The sequence below is a fragment of the Vibrio maritimus genome (assembly GCF_021441885.1).
GTDB classification, from domain to species: domain Bacteria; phylum Pseudomonadota; class Gammaproteobacteria; order Enterobacterales; family Vibrionaceae; genus Vibrio; species Vibrio maritimus_B.
This window is the reverse complement of the sequence record NZ_CP090438.1, coordinates 3,561,468-3,577,652: the sequence shown is the minus strand read 5'-3', so window position 1 is coordinate 3,577,652 and position 16,185 is coordinate 3,561,468. Positions and strand designations below refer to the sequence as shown.

19 protein-coding genes are annotated in these 16,185 nt (G+C 46.5%); all 19 read left to right on the top strand.

Going from position 1 to position 16,185, the window contains the following annotated elements:
* Positions 1-393 precede the first annotated feature (393 nt).
* The 19 genes from LY387_RS16645 (at position 394) to atpA (ending at position 16,180) form a co-directional block, all read left to right on the top strand.
* The gene (locus LY387_RS16645; RefSeq protein WP_234494898.1) at positions 394-1,155 is read left to right on the top strand and encodes an amino acid ABC transporter substrate-binding protein; all 762 of its coding nucleotides are present in this window, start codon (positions 394-396) and stop codon (positions 1,153-1,155) included.
* 68 nt (positions 1,156-1,223) lie between these two features.
* Entirely contained in the window at positions 1,224-1,895 is a 672-nt protein-coding gene (locus tag LY387_RS16640) for an amino acid ABC transporter permease (protein WP_234494897.1), read from the top strand.
* Positions 1,892-2,626: an amino acid ABC transporter ATP-binding protein gene (locus LY387_RS16635; protein WP_234494896.1), complete on the top strand. Its 735-nt coding sequence runs from the start codon at positions 1,892-1,894 to the stop codon at positions 2,624-2,626. The genes LY387_RS16640 and LY387_RS16635 overlap by 4 nt, the downstream gene beginning before the upstream one ends.
* Before the next feature lie 222 nt (positions 2,627-2,848).
* On the top strand, positions 2,849-2,986 hold the full coding sequence (gene rpmH, locus LY387_RS16630) for a 50S ribosomal protein L34 (RefSeq protein WP_004400210.1): 138 nt from the start codon (positions 2,849-2,851) through the stop codon (positions 2,984-2,986).
* Between the two features lie 9 nt (positions 2,987-2,995).
* A complete protein-coding gene (gene rnpA / locus LY387_RS16625) occupies positions 2,996-3,352 on the top strand; it encodes a ribonuclease P protein component (RefSeq protein ID WP_081936193.1) in 357 nt (118 codons plus the stop codon).
* Positions 3,319-3,576 (top strand): membrane protein insertion efficiency factor YidD, encoded by a 258-nt coding sequence (yidD, locus tag LY387_RS16620; protein ID WP_081936191.1) that lies wholly within the window; start codon positions 3,319-3,321, stop codon positions 3,574-3,576. Before rnpA ends, yidD begins: the two co-directional genes overlap by 34 nt.
* Before the next feature lie 2 nt (positions 3,577-3,578).
* Positions 3,579-5,201: a membrane protein insertase YidC gene (yidC, locus tag LY387_RS16615; protein WP_234494895.1), complete on the top strand. Its 1,623-nt coding sequence runs from the start codon at positions 3,579-3,581 to the stop codon at positions 5,199-5,201.
* Between the two features lie 108 nt (positions 5,202-5,309).
* Positions 5,310-6,671: a tRNA uridine-5-carboxymethylaminomethyl(34) synthesis GTPase MnmE gene (gene mnmE, locus LY387_RS16610; RefSeq protein ID WP_234494894.1), complete on the top strand. Its 1,362-nt coding sequence runs from the start codon at positions 5,310-5,312 to the stop codon at positions 6,669-6,671.
* Positions 6,672-6,694: 23 nt separating this feature from the next.
* Positions 6,695-7,132 (top strand): FMN-binding protein MioC, encoded by a 438-nt coding sequence (gene mioC, locus LY387_RS16605; protein WP_112481039.1) that lies wholly within the window; start codon positions 6,695-6,697, stop codon positions 7,130-7,132.
* Between the two features lie 472 nt (positions 7,133-7,604).
* Positions 7,605-9,500: a tRNA uridine-5-carboxymethylaminomethyl(34) synthesis enzyme MnmG gene (gene mnmG, locus LY387_RS16600; protein WP_234494893.1), complete on the top strand. Its 1,896-nt coding sequence runs from the start codon at positions 7,605-7,607 to the stop codon at positions 9,498-9,500.
* Positions 9,497-10,129, top strand: a complete 633-nt coding sequence (gene rsmG, locus LY387_RS16595) for a 16S rRNA (guanine(527)-N(7))-methyltransferase RsmG (protein WP_234494892.1) — start codon at positions 9,497-9,499, stop codon at positions 10,127-10,129. Before mnmG ends, rsmG begins: the two co-directional genes overlap by 4 nt.
* 13 nt (positions 10,130-10,142) lie before the next feature.
* Positions 10,143-10,916 (top strand): ParA family protein, encoded by a 774-nt coding sequence (locus tag LY387_RS16590; protein WP_042478124.1) that lies wholly within the window; start codon positions 10,143-10,145, stop codon positions 10,914-10,916.
* 22 nt (positions 10,917-10,938) lie between these two features.
* Complete coding sequence (locus tag LY387_RS16585; RefSeq protein WP_234494891.1) at positions 10,939-11,820, top strand: ParB/RepB/Spo0J family partition protein; 882 nt, start codon at positions 10,939-10,941, stop codon at positions 11,818-11,820.
* A 190-nt stretch (positions 11,821-12,010) separates the two neighbouring features.
* Positions 12,011-12,400, top strand: coding sequence for a F0F1 ATP synthase subunit I (locus LY387_RS16580; protein ID WP_042478120.1), 390 nt, complete (start codon positions 12,011-12,013; stop codon positions 12,398-12,400).
* Positions 12,401-12,408: 8 nt separating this feature from the next.
* On the top strand, positions 12,409-13,212 hold the full coding sequence (atpB, locus tag LY387_RS16575; RefSeq protein ID WP_234494890.1) for a F0F1 ATP synthase subunit A: 804 nt from the start codon (positions 12,409-12,411) through the stop codon (positions 13,210-13,212).
* A gap of 57 nt (positions 13,213-13,269) precedes the next feature.
* Positions 13,270-13,524 carry a F0F1 ATP synthase subunit C gene (gene atpE, locus LY387_RS16570; protein ID WP_006073065.1) on the top strand — a complete coding sequence of 85 codons (255 nt, stop codon included), beginning with the start codon at positions 13,270-13,272 and terminating at the stop codon, positions 13,522-13,524.
* Positions 13,525-13,606: 82 nt separating this feature from the next.
* The gene (gene atpF / locus LY387_RS16565) at positions 13,607-14,077 is read left to right on the top strand and encodes a F0F1 ATP synthase subunit B (protein ID WP_042478163.1); all 471 of its coding nucleotides are present in this window, start codon (positions 13,607-13,609) and stop codon (positions 14,075-14,077) included.
* 14 nt (positions 14,078-14,091) lie between these two features.
* Positions 14,092-14,625 (top strand): F0F1 ATP synthase subunit delta, encoded by a 534-nt coding sequence (gene atpH, locus LY387_RS16560; RefSeq protein ID WP_042478162.1) that lies wholly within the window; start codon positions 14,092-14,094, stop codon positions 14,623-14,625.
* 13 nt (positions 14,626-14,638) lie between these two features.
* Positions 14,639-16,180 carry a F0F1 ATP synthase subunit alpha gene (gene atpA, locus LY387_RS16555; RefSeq protein ID WP_006073059.1) on the top strand — a complete coding sequence of 514 codons (1,542 nt, stop codon included), beginning with the start codon at positions 14,639-14,641 and terminating at the stop codon, positions 16,178-16,180.
* The last annotated feature ends 5 nt before the right edge of the window (positions 16,181-16,185 follow it).

Genomic DNA, 16,185 nt, shown 5'->3' with positions numbered 1-16,185 from the left:
GGTGCTCTCACTCTATTTATTGGAATTGGAAAAGATTGGTAATTTTACCTGTTGATAACCAAGATCGCCAGTAAATGATCGGCGATCCAGTGAATAAGATCTAAGTTATTCACAATTTTTTCGGTTAATTTGGCTTGATCCGCACAAATTGCCCTGATTTTACTCACAAACGCATGCACAAAACACAGATCTACCCACAAAACCCGCAATATGATCTAACTTGTGTATAGATCCGTGTTCAAGCTGTCGTCGGTTTTGATCGCACACGTAATAAAGCTGTCGAAAAAGTCAGCGTTCAACCACGGATTTGTTATGGTTAATAACAACTCGTTATTTAACTTATCGACAGCTTTACCAGTAACATCCCTCTCCATAAATAGAAGGAGTAGTAAAATGAAAAACTGGATTAAAGGTCTATTAACCGCCTTGGCGCTTTCTGCAACCGTATCTCAAGCAGCTTATGCTGCTACTCAAGAAGTGAAAGTCGGCATGTCTGGTCGCTACTTCCCATTTACGTTTGTTAAGCAAGACAAGTTGCAAGGGTTTGAAGTTGACCTTTGGGACGAAATTGGTCGCCGCAACGACTACAAAGTCGAGTACGTGACCGCAAACTTCTCTGGTTTGTTTGGTTTGCTTGAGACCGGTCGTATCGACACCATCTCTAACCAGATCACTATGACCGATGCGCGTAAAGCGAAATACCTATTTGCAGACCCATACGTGATTGATGGTGCACAGATTACCGTTCGCAAAGGTAATGACAGCATTCAAGGTATTGAAGACCTCGCGGGTAAAACTGTGGCGGTAAACCTGGGTTCTAACTTTGAGCAGTTGCTACGCAGCTACGATAAAGACAACAAAATCAACGTTAAAACCTACGACACAGGTATTGAACACGATGTTGCTCTTGGTCGCGCCGATGCGTTCGTGATGGATCGTCTATCTGCACTTGAGCTTATCAAGAAGACAGGCCTGCCACTGCAGCTAGCAGGCGAACCGTTTGAAACGATTGAAAACGCATGGCCATTTGTGAACAACGAAAAAGGTCTAAAGCTGCAACAAGAAGTTAACGAAGCACTGTCTGACATGCGTGCAGATGGTACGCTAGCGAAAATCTCTGAGAAGTGGTTTGGCGCAGACATCACTAAAAAGTAAGTGATCACTATTGTTACGCCCACTACGCTTGGTAGTGGGCGTTTGTTTTTCTAGAAGTTGGTAACGTTATGGGATTTGATTTTCAATACATGCTGGAGCTGATGCCGATACTGCTCAAGTATCTCGGCACCACAATGGAAATGGCAGTCTGGGGATTGTTTTTTTCACTGATTCTTGCGGTTATTTTAGCGAATATTCGTGTTTTCAAGGTCCCTGTCCTCGATCAGCTCAGTCAGCTTTATATTAGCTTTTTCCGCGGCACCCCACTTTTGGTGCAGCTGTTTTTGCTTTACTACGGTCTACCACAAATTTTCCCATGGATGGTTGGACTGAATGCGTTTAGTGCGGCCGTCATCGGTTTAACGCTCCACTTCGCCGCTTACATGGCAGAAAGTATTCGCGCTGCCATCATCGGTATTGATCGCAGTCAGATGGAAGCGAGCTTGTCTGTGGGTATGACGACCAGCCAAGCCATGCGCCGCATTATTCTGCCACAGGCGACCCGTGTCGCTTTGCCATCGCTGATGAACTATTTTATCGACATGATCAAATCGACGTCGTTGGCCTTTACGCTCGGCGTGGCTGAAATCATGGCCAAGGCTCAAATGGAAGCGTCATCCAGCTTCCGCTTCTTTGAGGCCTTCTTGGCAGTGGCTCTGATCTACTGGGGCGTGGTGTTAGTGCTTACTCGCGTGCAACTGTGGGCTGAACAAAGATTGAACAAGGCATACCAACGATGATTAAACTGGAAAATATCCACAAGCAGTTTGGCGATACAGAAGTCCTAAAAGGTATCGATATTGATATCAAACAAGGGGAAATCATCGTCATTATCGGCTCAAGCGGCACCGGAAAATCGACGCTGCTGCGCTGCGTAAATTTTCTTGAGCAAGCAGACGAAGGCACAATCACCATTGATGATGTAAAGGTCGATTGCCAAAATCACACTAAAGCCGAAGTATTAGCCCTGCGCCGTAAAACCGGCTTTGTATTTCAAAATTATGCGCTGTTCGCGCACATGACTGCGCGTCAGAACATTGCTGAAGGTCTGATTACCGTAAAAGGTTGGAAAAAAGACCAAGCACTTGAAAAAGCACAGCAAATTCTCGATGACATCGGTCTAGGCGATAAAGGGGATCAATACCCTGCTTCCCTATCCGGTGGACAGCAACAACGGGTCGGTATTGGCCGCGCTATGGCGCTCCAACCAGAACTGTTGCTCTTCGATGAACCAACTTCAGCACTCGATCCTGAGTGGGTCGGTGAAGTACTTAACCTTATGAAAAAGCTCGCAACTCAGCATCAAACCATGTTGGTTGTGACCCACGAAATGCAGTTTGCTAAAGAGGTCGCTGATCGAGTGATCTTCATGGCCAACGGCCATATCGTGGAACAAGGTACGCCAGAGCAGATATTCAATGATCCACAGGATATCCAACTTAAAAAATTCCTAAATCAGGTTGGGATCTGATAATGATCCTTGCGCTCTAGCTCACAAAAAGTATAATTCGCCGGCTGGAATTGAAGTTGAACTGATTATTGACTCTTGACGAGTCAGTGATTACAATTCCGCCTCTTTGTTGAGAGGCGTCGGATTTCCTCTCTATCTCTATATAGAGAAAGAAGACGGGAAATATGTCCCACGCCGGGTTCAACGAGAACCTAAAACTACTGATCAGTAAAGGTAATAACCATGTCTAAACGCACTTTTCAACCTTCAGTTCTAAAGCGCAAGCGTACTCACGGTTTCCGTGCTCGCATGGCGACTAAGAACGGTCGTAAAGTAATTAACGCACGTCGTGCTAAAGGCCGTGCTCGCCTTTCAAAATAATCTTCTATTTTGAAAAAGCATGCCTTTATTCGGGAGTTACGTTTGTTAACTCCCGAGCATTACCAAAATGTATTTAAGCAAGCTCACCGAGCTGGCTCCCCCCATTTCACCATCATTGCCCGCAAAAACTCGCTATCACACCCTCGCCTTGGCCTAGCGGTTCCTAAAAAGCAGATTAAAACAGCTGTCGGCAGAAACCACTTCAAGCGTTTGGTACGTGAAAGTTTTCGTAACAAACAACACGAGCTTCCAAGCAAAGATTTTGTTGTAATTGCGAAAAAGAGTGCGCAAACTCTCAGCAATGACGAAATGTTCAAACTTCTAGATAAGCTATGGCATCGCCTGTCTCGCCCCTCGCGTGGTTAGCTATTGGTCTCGTCTATCTGTATAGATGGGTCATCAGTCCTCTTATTGGGCCACGTTGTCGGTTCAACCCAACTTGCTCTCTTTATGCAATAGAAGCCCTTAAAGCTCACGGTTTTGTAAAAGGGTGTTGGTTATCAGGCAAACGTCTATTAAAATGCCATCCTTTGAATGAAGGGGGTTTTGACCCCGTACCACCAGCCCAAAAACAAGACAGAGATAAATAACGATGGATTCTCAACGTAATATTCTGTTAATCGGCTTGGCATTGGTTTCTTTTTTGCTGTTCCAACAATGGCAATCGTACAAGAACCCAGCACCAGTTCCGACTCAGCAGACGCAAAGCAGTACTCTACCTGCGCCATCTTTCGCTGATGAGCATGATCCTGCGCCAGGCCACACACAAGCGGCCGCAGATAAAATCATCACAGTGAAAACCGACGTACTGACCCTAGGTGTGACAACTGTGGGTGGTGATGTTGTTACCGCAAACCTAAACGAGTACGCAACCGAGTTGGAATCTAGCGACCCGTTTGAGCTACTAAAAGACTCACAGGGTCACCAGTTTATTGCTCAAAGTGGTCTAGTAGGCCCTCAAGGTATCGACCTAAGCAGCACGAGCCGTCCAGCTTATACTGTATCTGCTGACAGCTTCACGCTAGCAGATGGTCAAGACGAGCTACGTGTACCAATGACATTCGAAGCGAATGGCATCAGCTACACCAAAACCTTCATTCTAAAACGTGGCAAATACGACATTGATGTTGAATACACTGTAAACAACAACTCTGGTCAAAACGCGACGTTTGGCATGTACGCTCACCTTCGTCAAAATCTTCAAGACAAAGGCGGCAGCATCACAATGCCTACTTACAATGGCGGTGCTTACTCAACTCAAGACACTCGCTATAAAAAATACAGCTTCGACGATATGCAAGATCGTAACTTGTCTCTTAACCTGACTGATGGTCAAGGTTGGGCAGCGATGATCCAGCACTACTTCGCAGCGGCGTGGATCCCACGTGAAGCACCAGGTACTAACCTTTACACTCGCGTGATTGGTAACCTAGGTGATATCGGCGTTCGCATGCCAAACACGACGATTGCCGATGGCCAAGCAGCGACGCTAAAAGCAACGCTTTGGGCTGGTCCTAAACTGCAAAGCGAGATGGCTGCAGTCGCGCCAAACCTAGACCTAGTAGTTGACTACGGCTGGCTATGGTTCATTGCGAAACCACTTCACACGCTACTGTCATTCATTCAAGGTATTGTGGTTAACTGGGGTCTGGCGATCATCTGTTTGACTTTCATTGTTCGTGGTGCGATGTACCCGCTAACGAAAGCGCAGTACACCTCGATGGCGAAAATGCGTATGCTTCAGCCTAAGCTGCAAGCAATGCGTGAGCGTATTGGCGACGACCGTCAGCGCATGAGCCAAGAGATGATGGAACTGTACAAGAAAGAGAAAGTGAACCCACTGGGTGGCTGTCTACCAATCTTGCTTCAGATGCCTATCTTCATCGCTCTGTACTGGGCACTAATGGAATCGGTTGAGCTTCGTCACTCACCATTCTTCGGTTGGATTCATGACCTTTCAGCTCAGGACCCATACTACATTCTGCCTCTACTAATGGGTGCAAGTATGTTCCTTATCCAGAAGATGAGCCCGACGACAGTAACGGATCCAATGCAGCAGAAGATCATGACCTTTATGCCGGTTATGTTCACCTTCTTCTTCCTATGGTTCCCATCAGGTCTGGTTCTATACTGGTTGGTATCGAACATCGTGACGCTTATCCAGCAAACGCTGATTTATCGAGCGCTCGAGAAGAAAGGTCTACACTCTAAGTAGTCCAGACGAATCGTAAACGAATTCGAATAAATAAAGGCGGCCTAAGTGGTCGCCTTTTTCATTGTCCATGATTACAATTTGGCTAAAGCACGGCGAATAGGCAATACAATGACAACAGATACAATTGTGGCTCAAGCTACAGCCCCAGGCCGCGGTGGCGTGGGTATCATTCGCGTTTCAGGCCCTATGGCTCAAGAAGTCGCACAGCAAGTAACAGGCAAAACACTCAAGCCTCGCTACGCTGACTATCTTCCGTTTAAAGATGAAAATGGCAGCGAGTTGGACCAAGGTATTGCGCTGTACTTCCCTAACCCACACTCCTTTACGGGTGAAGATGTTCTTGAACTCCAAGGTCACGGCGGCCCTGTCGTCATGGATATGTTGATTAAGCGTATTCTCTCTATCCCTGGCGTTCGTCCTGCCAGACCGGGTGAGTTCAGTGAGCGTGCGTTTCTCAACGACAAGATGGACCTGACACAAGCAGAAGCGATCGCCGATCTCATCGATGCAAGCTCAGAAGAAGCGGCAAAGTCAGCACTGCAATCTCTGCAAGGTCAGTTCTCTAAACGTATTCAAGTGCTGGTGGAATCGCTTATCCATCTGCGCATCTATGTTGAGGCCGCGATTGATTTCCCTGAAGAAGAAATCGACTTTCTCGCCGACGGTAAAGTGGCGGGTGATCTGCAAACCATCATCGATAATCTCGATTCTGTGCGCAAAGAAGCCAACCAAGGCGCCATCATGCGTGAAGGCATGAAAGTGGTCATTGCCGGGCGCCCAAATGCGGGTAAATCAAGCCTACTCAACGCCCTTTCTGGTAAAGAGTCAGCGATTGTGACTGATATTGCCGGCACCACTCGTGATGTTCTACGTGAGCACATCCATATTGATGGTATGCCACTGCACATCATCGATACCGCTGGTCTGCGTGATGCTTCTGATGAAGTGGAACGCATTGGTATTGAGCGAGCTTGGGAAGAGATCGAGCAAGCAGACCGTGTGCTATTTATGGTTGATGGCACCACAACAGACGCCACGGATCCAAAAGAGATTTGGCCTGACTTTATTGATCGCTTACCAGAGTCGATCGGCATAACAGTGATCCGCAATAAGGTCGATGAAACCGGTGAAACACTGGGGATCTGCCACGTTAACGATCCGACGTTAATTCGTCTTTCTGCACGCACAGGAGAAGGCGTACCCGCACTTCGCGAGCACCTTAAGTCCATTATGGGTTTCTCTGGCGCGAGTGAAGGTGGCTTTATGGCTCGTCGCCGCCACCTCGATGCCTTGGAGCGTGCAGCCGAGCACCTTGATATTGGCCAGCAGCAGCTTGAAGGCTATATGGCCGGCGAAATTTTGGCAGAAGAGCTGCGCATTGCTCAGCAGCATTTGAATGAGATCACCGGAGAGTTCAGCTCAGATGATCTACTCGGACGCATCTTCTCGTCTTTCTGTATTGGTAAATAAGCGGTATTGAAAAAGGAACATCAATGATTCATATCATCACAGGCAGCACACTTGGCGGCGCTGAGTATGTGGGCGACCATCTCAGTGACTTGCTGGTAGAACAAGGCCTAGAGACCACTATCCATAACCAACCAGAGCTTGCAGACATACCTGCACAAGGTACTTGGCTGGTTATCACCTCAACGCACGGCGCGGGTGAATACCCAGATAACATTCAGCCGTTTATTGCTGCGCTGCAAGCGACCCCACCTCGCATGTCTGAAGTAAAGTTTGCGGTGGTCGGTATTGGCGACTCTAGCTATGACACCTTCTGCGCGGCAGGTAAACATGCCTACTCGCTACTTGAGGATATTGGTGGCACGCCACTAACGGACTGCTTGGAGATCGACATTCTCAACCATCCCGTGCCAGAAGATGCGGCGGAAGAATGGCTCAATGAGCACCTCAGTAAGTTCCAGTAGCCACAATACGTGTAAATAAAGCGGCATAAGCCGCTTTTTTTGTGCCTGTGAGTAACTTTTTCTACCAAACAAAAGCCAACTGCACACTATTTAACCTAATTATCTGTGGATAAAACATGATCTTTTCGGTGAAAAACCTATATTTATCCAAAGAACAAGTTTTGATCGCCCATTTCCTTGTGTATAACATGCCATTTTGATCCCAGCTAATACAGCTCTAGATCAACACTAGATCACAACAAGCGATCTCAAAAAGATCCATGGTATTGTTGATCATTTTCGAGTTATCCACAGAGATTGTGGATCTTAATAATAGATCTAATAAAAGATCATATATATAGATCTTATCTTTATATTCTTATTTCTTAGATCCAAAATGTTTTAAAAGCGATTTTCTCAATACCAGAAAAGCGGTAGAATACCGCTCCTTTTGGTTTGTCTATTTCTATCGATTGAATACTGAGGTCGGTTCATGCTTTATCACGAAACATTTGACGTCATCGTTGTAGGTGGCGGACATGCAGGAACGGAAGCCGCACTCGCATCTGCTCGCACAGGGCAAAAAACACTTCTGCTAACGCACAATATTGATACTCTGGGTCAGATGTCATGTAACCCAGCTATTGGTGGCATCGGCAAAGGGCACCTAGTAAAGGAAGTGGATGCTATGGGTGGTCTAATGGCAGAGGCCATCGATCATGCTGGTATTCAGTTCCGCACGTTAAATGCGTCTAAAGGTCCAGCGGTACGTGCTACTCGTGCACAAGCAGACCGTGCACTGTACAAAGCGTACGTACGTCACGCACTAGAAAACGCGCCGAATCTGACCTTATTCCAACAGTCGGTAGATGATTTGATCGTCGAACAAGATCAAGTGCGCGGTGTTGTAACGGAAATGGGACTTAAGTTCCACGCTAAATCCGTGGTACTAACAGTCGGCACCTTCCTTGGTGGTAAGATCCACATCGGTATGGAAAGTTCATCCGGTGGTCGCATGGGGGATCAGCCGTCTATCGCGCTTGCCCATCGTCTTCGTGAGTTACCATTTAGAGTGGATCGCCTTAAAACAGGCACACCACCACGTATCGATGCACGTAGTGTTAATTTCTCTGAATTAGAGGTACAACACGGTGATAACCCAACACCTGTGTTCTCGTTCTTGGGGCAGCGCACACAGCATCCAACTCAGATTCCATGTTTTATCACGCACACCAACGAAAGCACTCATGAAGTGATTCGTAACAACCTAGATCGCAGCCCAATGTACGCCGGTGTGATCGAAGGTATTGGTCCGCGCTATTGTCCGTCTATCGAAGATAAGGTCATGCGCTTTGCGGATAAAAATAGTCATCAAATTTTCATTGAGCCAGAAGGCTTAACGACACATGAATTGTACCCAAATGGCATCTCGACGAGCTTGCCGTTCGACGTACAGGTTCAGATCGTTCGCTCGATGAAAGGCTTTGAAAATGCACATATCGTTCGTCCAGGTTACGCGATTGAGTACGATTTCTTCGATCCTCGTGACCTAAAACAGACCTACGAAACCAAATTTATTTCTGGTTTGTTCTTTGCTGGACAAATCAATGGCACCACTGGTTACGAAGAAGCCGCTGCACAAGGTTTGATGGCCGGTCTGAATGCGAGCTTGTTCTCTCAAGGCAAAGAAGGCTGGAGCCCGCGTCGCGATCAGGCATACATGGGTGTATTGATTGACGACCTATCAACGATGGGCACGAAAGAACCATACCGTATGTTTACCTCTCGTGCAGAATATCGACTTCTGCTACGTGAAGATAACGCCGACATTCGTCTGACGGAACACGCGCACCAACTTGGCCTTATCGATGAGCAGCGCTGGAGCCGCTTCAACGAGAAGATGGAGAACATGGCGAAAGAGCGTCAGCGTCTAAAAGAAACGTGGATTAACCCTAAGTCTGAAGGTGTTGAGGCACTAAATGCCTTGCTAAAAACCCCGATTTCTCGTGAGGCCAGCGGTGAAGATCTGTTGCGTCGTCCAGAGCTAACCTACTCGCAACTGACCGCGCTCGATGCCTTTGGTCCTGCTCTTGAAGATCAACAAGCGAGTGAGCAGGTAGAGATCCAAGTGAAATACGAAGGTTATATCCAAAGACAGCAAGACGAGATCGAAAAATCGCTGCGTCATGAAAACACTAAGATCCCAGCGGATCTCGATTACAGCGATGTCAAAGGATTATCTAACGAGGTAGTGGCGAAGCTGAGTGAAGCCAAGCCTGAAACTATCGGTATTGCGTCCCGTATTTCTGGTATTACTCCAGCGGCAATCTCAATCTTGCTAGTCTATTTGAAAAAGCAAGGCGTGCTTAAAAAAGGTGAAGCTGCGTGAGCAACCTAAGAACAAAACTTGATCAACTCATTGCGGAGACCTCACTAGAGGTCTCTGAACTTCAACGTGAACAGCTCGTAGGCTACGTTCAGCTTCTCGATAAGTGGAACAAAGCCTACAACCTCACGTCAGTGCGCCACCCTGAAGATATGTTAGTGAAACATATTCTTGATAGCATCATCGTGGGTGAGCATATTGAAGGCGAACGCTTTATTGATGTCGGTACAGGCCCTGGATTGCCTGGCGTTCCTCTTGCCATCATGAACCCAACCAAGTCATTTACCTTGTTGGATAGTCTTGGCAAGCGAATTCGATTCATAAAGCAGGTTGCGCACGAACTGAAGATAAAAAATGTCAGCCCAGTCCAATCTCGAGTGGAAGAATTTGACGCAGGAGAAGGCTTTGATGGAGTATTGAGTCGTGCATTTGCGTCAATGACAGACATGGTGAACTGGTGTGAACATTTACCAAAACCACAGTCTGGTCGCTTTTATGCTCTAAAGGGTCAGCTTCACGAACAGGAGATCGCCGAATTACCGTCATGGTGTTCTGTGATCGAAATCAAACCTTTGCAAGTTCCTGAGTTGGAAGGTGACCGTCATCTTGTAATCTTATCCAAGAAAGGATAACGGAGAGCTTGTCGTGGGAAAAATTGTCGCTATCGCGAACCAAAAAGGTGGGGTTGGGAAGACTACCACGTGTATTAACTTAGCTGCCTCGATGGCAGCGACAAAGCGTAAAGTGTTAGTGATTGACCTTGACCCTCAAGGCAATGCGACAATGGCCAGCGGTGTTGATAAGTACCAAGTTGAAACAACTGCTTACGATTTACTGGTCGATGAGCTACCTTTTGACCAAGTTGTGTGCACCGATACCTCGGGCCAATTTGATCTAATTGCTGCGAACGGGGACGTAACTGCAGCGGAAATCAAGCTTATGGAGGTGTTTGCGCGCGAAGTTCGGCTAAAACACGCGTTAGCGCCAATCCGTGATAACTATGATTTCATCTTTATCGATTGTCCTCCCTCTTTGAACCTACTTACAATTAATGCGATGGCTGCAGCAGACTCTGTGCTCGTGCCGATGCAGTGTGAGTATTTCGCGCTTGAAGGTCTGACCGCACTGATGGATACCATCAGTAAGCTGGCCGCGGTGGTGAATGAGAATCTTAAGATCGAAGGTTTGCTTCGAACTATGTATGACCCTCGAAACCGTCTGGCGAATGAAGTATCGGAACAATTGAAAAAACACTTCGGCGACAAAGTCTACCGAACCGTTATCCCTAGGAACGTCCGCCTCGCTGAGGCTCCTAGCCATGGCAAGCCTGCAATGTACTACGACAAGTATTCTGCAGGGGCGAAAGCGTATTTAGCGTTGGCTGGTGAGATGCTACGACGAGAAGAAGTAACGGCTTAACGCTCTTAAGGAAAAAGATTCAATGTCTAAACGTGGTTTAGGGAAAGGACTAGACGCACTGCTGTCGACTAGTTCGCTTGCACGAGAAAAACAGCAGGTTGCAACTCAAAGTCAGACACTCTCTACCGATGGAGAGTTGACTGAACTTTCAATTAACAGCCTTCGTCCAGGTATCTATCAGCCAAGAAAAGATATGGCACCTGAAGCTCTGGAAGAACTGGCTGCATCCATCCAATCTCAAGGCATCATCCAACCGATTGTTGTCAGAAATGTCGGACACGATCAGTTTGAGATCATTGCGGGCGAGCGCCGTTGGCGCGCGGCACGACAAGCGGGTCTGAAAGTGGTCCCTTGCCTCGTGAAAAATGTTCAAGATCGCGCGGCAGTTGCCATGGCATTAATCGAGAACATTCAGCGCGAAGATCTTAACGCGATTGAAGAGGCACAGGCACTCGAGCGATTGCAAGATGAGTTTGAGCTTACCCACCAGCAAGTTGCTGATGTGATTGGTAAGTCTCGCACGGCAGTCAGTAACTTGCTGCGTTTGAATCAGTTAGAAACTCCCGTGAAGAAGCTTGTTGAAACCAAGCAATTCGATATGGGTCACGCACGTGCACTATTGGCACTTGAAGGTGAGGTTCAGTGTGAGATCGCACAGACTGTGGCGAACAAGCAATTGACCGTCAGACAAACTGAAGATTTGGTAAAAAAATGCTTAAAACCGAACTCTTCAGAGAAAAAACAGTCTGAAGACCGTGATGCACAAGAAATTTCCCAAAGGTTGAGCGCAAAACTTGGGGCTAAAGTTTCTTTGACAAGAAACGCGAGTGGAAAGTCAAAGGTAACGATAAGTCTTGATGAACCTCACAAATTGGAGCAACTTATTGCCAAGCTTGAGAGCTAAATGAGATAATTGATGTAGGTCAATTATTGATAAATGATAAATTTGTGCGAAAGTTATGGTTTTGTGAATGAAAGTATGTCTTTTTGATGCGCTTTGATTGCAATAACTTTGGTAGAAAGTATAATTTTCGCCAATCTCCCAGCACAGTAGTTATTAGGTGCAAAGTGGATAGAACTAAAGGTAAGAATACATGGTAGCGGCATTAGCGAGACCAGGACGAGCGCTTGCAAAGCGATTGTTACTGATTCAAGCGGGTGCGGTTGCGTTAGTAGCTGTTGGGATGACAGTGGCTGTAAATGCTGAGTGGGGAATTTCAGCGCTCATTGGTGGTGGCAGTTTTGTTATTGCTAATGCTGTTTTTGCGTTGTGCGCATTTCTGTTTAGTGGGGCTCGTGCAGCGAAGAAAGTTGCCGCGTCTTTCTATGCGGGTATCGCCCTGAAAATCCTTATTATAGCCTCCCTATTCTCAATAGCTTACATGTATATTCAGGTGGAAGTGATTCCTCTGAATCTCACATTTTTACTGGTCGTCTTAATTAACCTTATGGCTCCAGTAATTTTCGTTAACAACAAAAAATAGGATGAGTTATGGCTGCGCCAGGTGAAGCGCTAACATCGGCCGGATACATCACTCACCACTTGACCAACCTTTCTTTAGGAAAGCTAGGTTTAGTGGACGAGTCGAGTTTCTGGAACGTACATATCGATAGCCTGTTTTTTTCTCTGCTAACTGGTTTGGTATTCCTTTGGATATTCCGTTCAGTAGCAAAGAAAGCAACAGCTGGTGTGCCGGGCAAGCTGCAGTGTTTTGTTGAGATGATCGTGGAATTCGTTGACGAAAACGTCAAGGATACGTTTCATGGACGCAACGCACTCATCGCGCCCCTAGCACTAACTATCTTCTGTTGGGTATTCCTAATGAACTTGATGGACTTAGTGCCTATCGATTTCATTCCTTACCCTGCAGAGCAAATGGGTATCCCTTACTTGAAAGTGGTGCCTACTACTGATGTCAATATCACGATGGCTATGGCACTAGGTGTTTTTGCTCTGATGATCTACTACAGCATCAAAGTAAAAGGTCTAGTTGGCTTTACAAAAGAGTTGACCCTACACCCGTTTAATACCCCAATCATGATTCCATTTAACATGCTTATCGAAGTTGTGTCTTTGCTTTCAAAGCCACTTTCACTTGGTATGCGTCTGTTCGGTAACATGTTTGCGGGCGAGGTGGTCTTCATCCTTTGTGCGGCAATGCTACCATGGTATTTACAATGGATGGGCTCACTACCATGGGCGATATTCCATATTCTAGTAATAACGATTCAAGCCTTCGTGTTTATGATGCTAACGATTGTTTATCTATCAATGGCACACGAAGACAGTCATTAATTTTAACGCGTTTTATTTAGGCAAATTTAAGCCAACAACTATAAATTGGAGATAGTAATGGAAACTTTACTGAGCTTTTCTGCAATCGCCGTAGGTATCATCATTGGTATGGCTGCATTCGGTACTGCGATCGGTTTTGGTCTTTTGGGTGGTAAATTCCTTGAGGGTGCTGCTCGTCAACCTGAAATGGCTCCGATGCTTCAAGTTAAGATGTTCATCATCGCTGGTCTACTTGATGCGGTTCCTATGATTGGTGTTGTTATCGCACTTCTATTCACATTCGCGAACCCATTCGTTGGTCAGCTAGGTTAATCAGATTTTTCTCCGACAAGCTTCGAGCTTGTCAACTGATTAAACTTTAGCTCGTCAATGAATCTTTAGAGGGGTAGCTGTTGTGAATATGAACGCAACTCTGCTAGGTCAAGCAATCTCATTCGCAATGTTTGTGTGGTTCTGCATGAAATATGTATGGCCGCCAATCATGAATGCGATTGAAGAGCGTCAGAAAAAAATTGCTGACGGTCTTGTAGCCGCTGAACGCGCTGCAAAAGACTTAGATCTAGCGCAAGCCAACGCTTCTGATCAAATGAAGGAAGCGAAGCGCACTGCAACCGAGGTTATTGAGCAAGCAAACAAGCGTAAAGCACAAATTATCGATGAAGCTCGTGAGGAAGCTTTGGCAGAACGTCAAAAAATCCTAGCGCAAGCTGAAGCGGAAATTGAAGCGGAACGTAACCGTGCTCGCGATGACCTGCGCAAACAGGTTGCAACTCTGGCTGTAGCTGGTGCTGAGAAGATTCTTGAGCGTAGTATCGATAAAGATGCGCAAAAAGACATTCTCGACAATATTACTGCGAAACTTTAAAGCGAGGGGCGCCTATGTCTGAATTGACTACAATCGCACGCCCCTATGCTAAAGCAGCATTTGACTTTGCGGTGGAAAAACAAGCGCTAGACCAGTGGGTCGAAATGCTAACGTTTGCCGCTGCAATCGCTAAGAACGATGAAATTGCAGACCTGATTTCAGGATCTGTGACAGCGACGCGAGTGGCTGAAATTTTCAACGCAATTGGTGGTGAACAGTTTGATGAATTTGGTCAAAACCTGATTAAGGTAATGGCTGAAAATGGTCGACTAGTCGCGTTGCCTGATGTGTTAGTTGAGTTTCTAGAGCTGAAAAAAGAGCTAGAAAAGCAAATCGATGTAGACGTGATTTCTGCATCTGAGCTAACCGAAGAGCAGCGCACTGAGATCAGCAACAAACTTGAAAAGCGTCTTGAACGCAAAGTTAAGCTGAATTGCAGTGTAGATGAGACCCTACTTGGTGGGGTTATTATTCGAGCCGGAGATCTTGTAATTGATAACTCAGCACGTGGTCGTTTGAACCGCCTGAGTGAAGCAATGCAGTCTTGATGGGGATTGGAGCATGCAACTTAATTCCACAGAAATTAGCGACCTAATCAAGCAGCGTATCGAATCTTTCGATGTTGTGAGTGAAGCTCGTAATGAAGGTACTATCGTATCGGTAAGCGATGGTATCATTCGCATTCACGGCCTAGCGGACGTGATGCAAGGTGAAATGATTGAATTACCGGGTGGCCGTTATGCACTAGCACTTAACCTTGAGCGTGACTCGGTTGGTGCGGTAGTAATGGGCCCATATGCTGACCTTAAGGAAGGCATGAAAGTAACAGGTACTGGTCGTATTCTTGAAGTACCAGTTGGTCCAGAATTGCTTGGTCGTGTTGTAAACACGCTAGGTGAGCCAATTGATGGTAAAGGTCCAATTGAAGCGAAACTTACGTCACCAGTTGAAGTGATTGCACCGGGTGTAATCGACCGTAAATCGGTTGATCAGCCAGTACAAACTGGTTATAAGTCAGTTGACTCAATGATCCCAATCGGTCGTGGTCAGCGTGAGCTTATCATCGGTGACCGTCAGATCGGTAAAACCGCGATGGCGATCGATGCAATCATCAACCAGAAAGACTCTGGTATCTTCTCTATCTACGTAGCGATTGGCCAAAAGGCATCTACAATCGCAAACGTTGTGCGTAAACTGGAAGAGCATGGTGCACTACAAAACACTATCGTTGTTGTAGCATCTGCATCTGAATCTGCTGCACTGCAATATCTTGCGCCATACTCTGGTTGTGCAATGGGTGAGTACTTCCGTGACCGCGGTGAAGACGCTCTGATTGTTTATGATGATCTATCTAAGCAAGCGGTAGCTTACCGTCAGATCTCTCTACTACTTAAACGTCCACCAGGCCGTGAGGCATTCCCAGGTGACGTATTCTACCTTCACTCACGTCTACTAGAGCGTGCAGCTCGTGTAAACGAAGAGTACGTAGAGCGTTTCACTAATGGTGAAGTGAAAGGTAAGACAGGTTCTTTGACTGCTCTTCCTATCATCGAAACTCAGGCGGGTGACGTATCTGCGTTCGTACCTACGAACGTAATCTCGATTACCGATGGTCAGATCTTCCTACAAACTGAAGCCTTCAACGCGGGTGTACGCCCAGCCGTTGACCCAGGTATCTCAGTATCTCGTGTAGGTGGTTCAGCACAGACTAAGATCATTAAGAAGCTATCTGGCGGTATCCGTACTGCACTAGCGGCTTATCGTGAACTAGCGGCATTCGCACAGTTCTCATCTGACCTAGATGAAGCAACTAAGCGTCAGCTAAGCCACGGTCAAAAAGTGACAGAGCTAATGAAGCAGAAGCAATATGCTCCTATGTCTGTATTTGACCAAGCGCTAGTTATCTTTGCTGTTGAGCGCGGCTACCTAGATGATGTTGAAATCAACAAGATTCTAGACTTCGAAGCAGCGCTTCTATCGTATGCTCACAGTCAATATGCTGATCTTGCTAAAGAGATCAACACTACGGGTGCTTACAATGACGATATCGAAGCTCAGCTTAAGAAACTGACTGACGATTTCAAAGCAACTCAGACTTGGTAATTGGT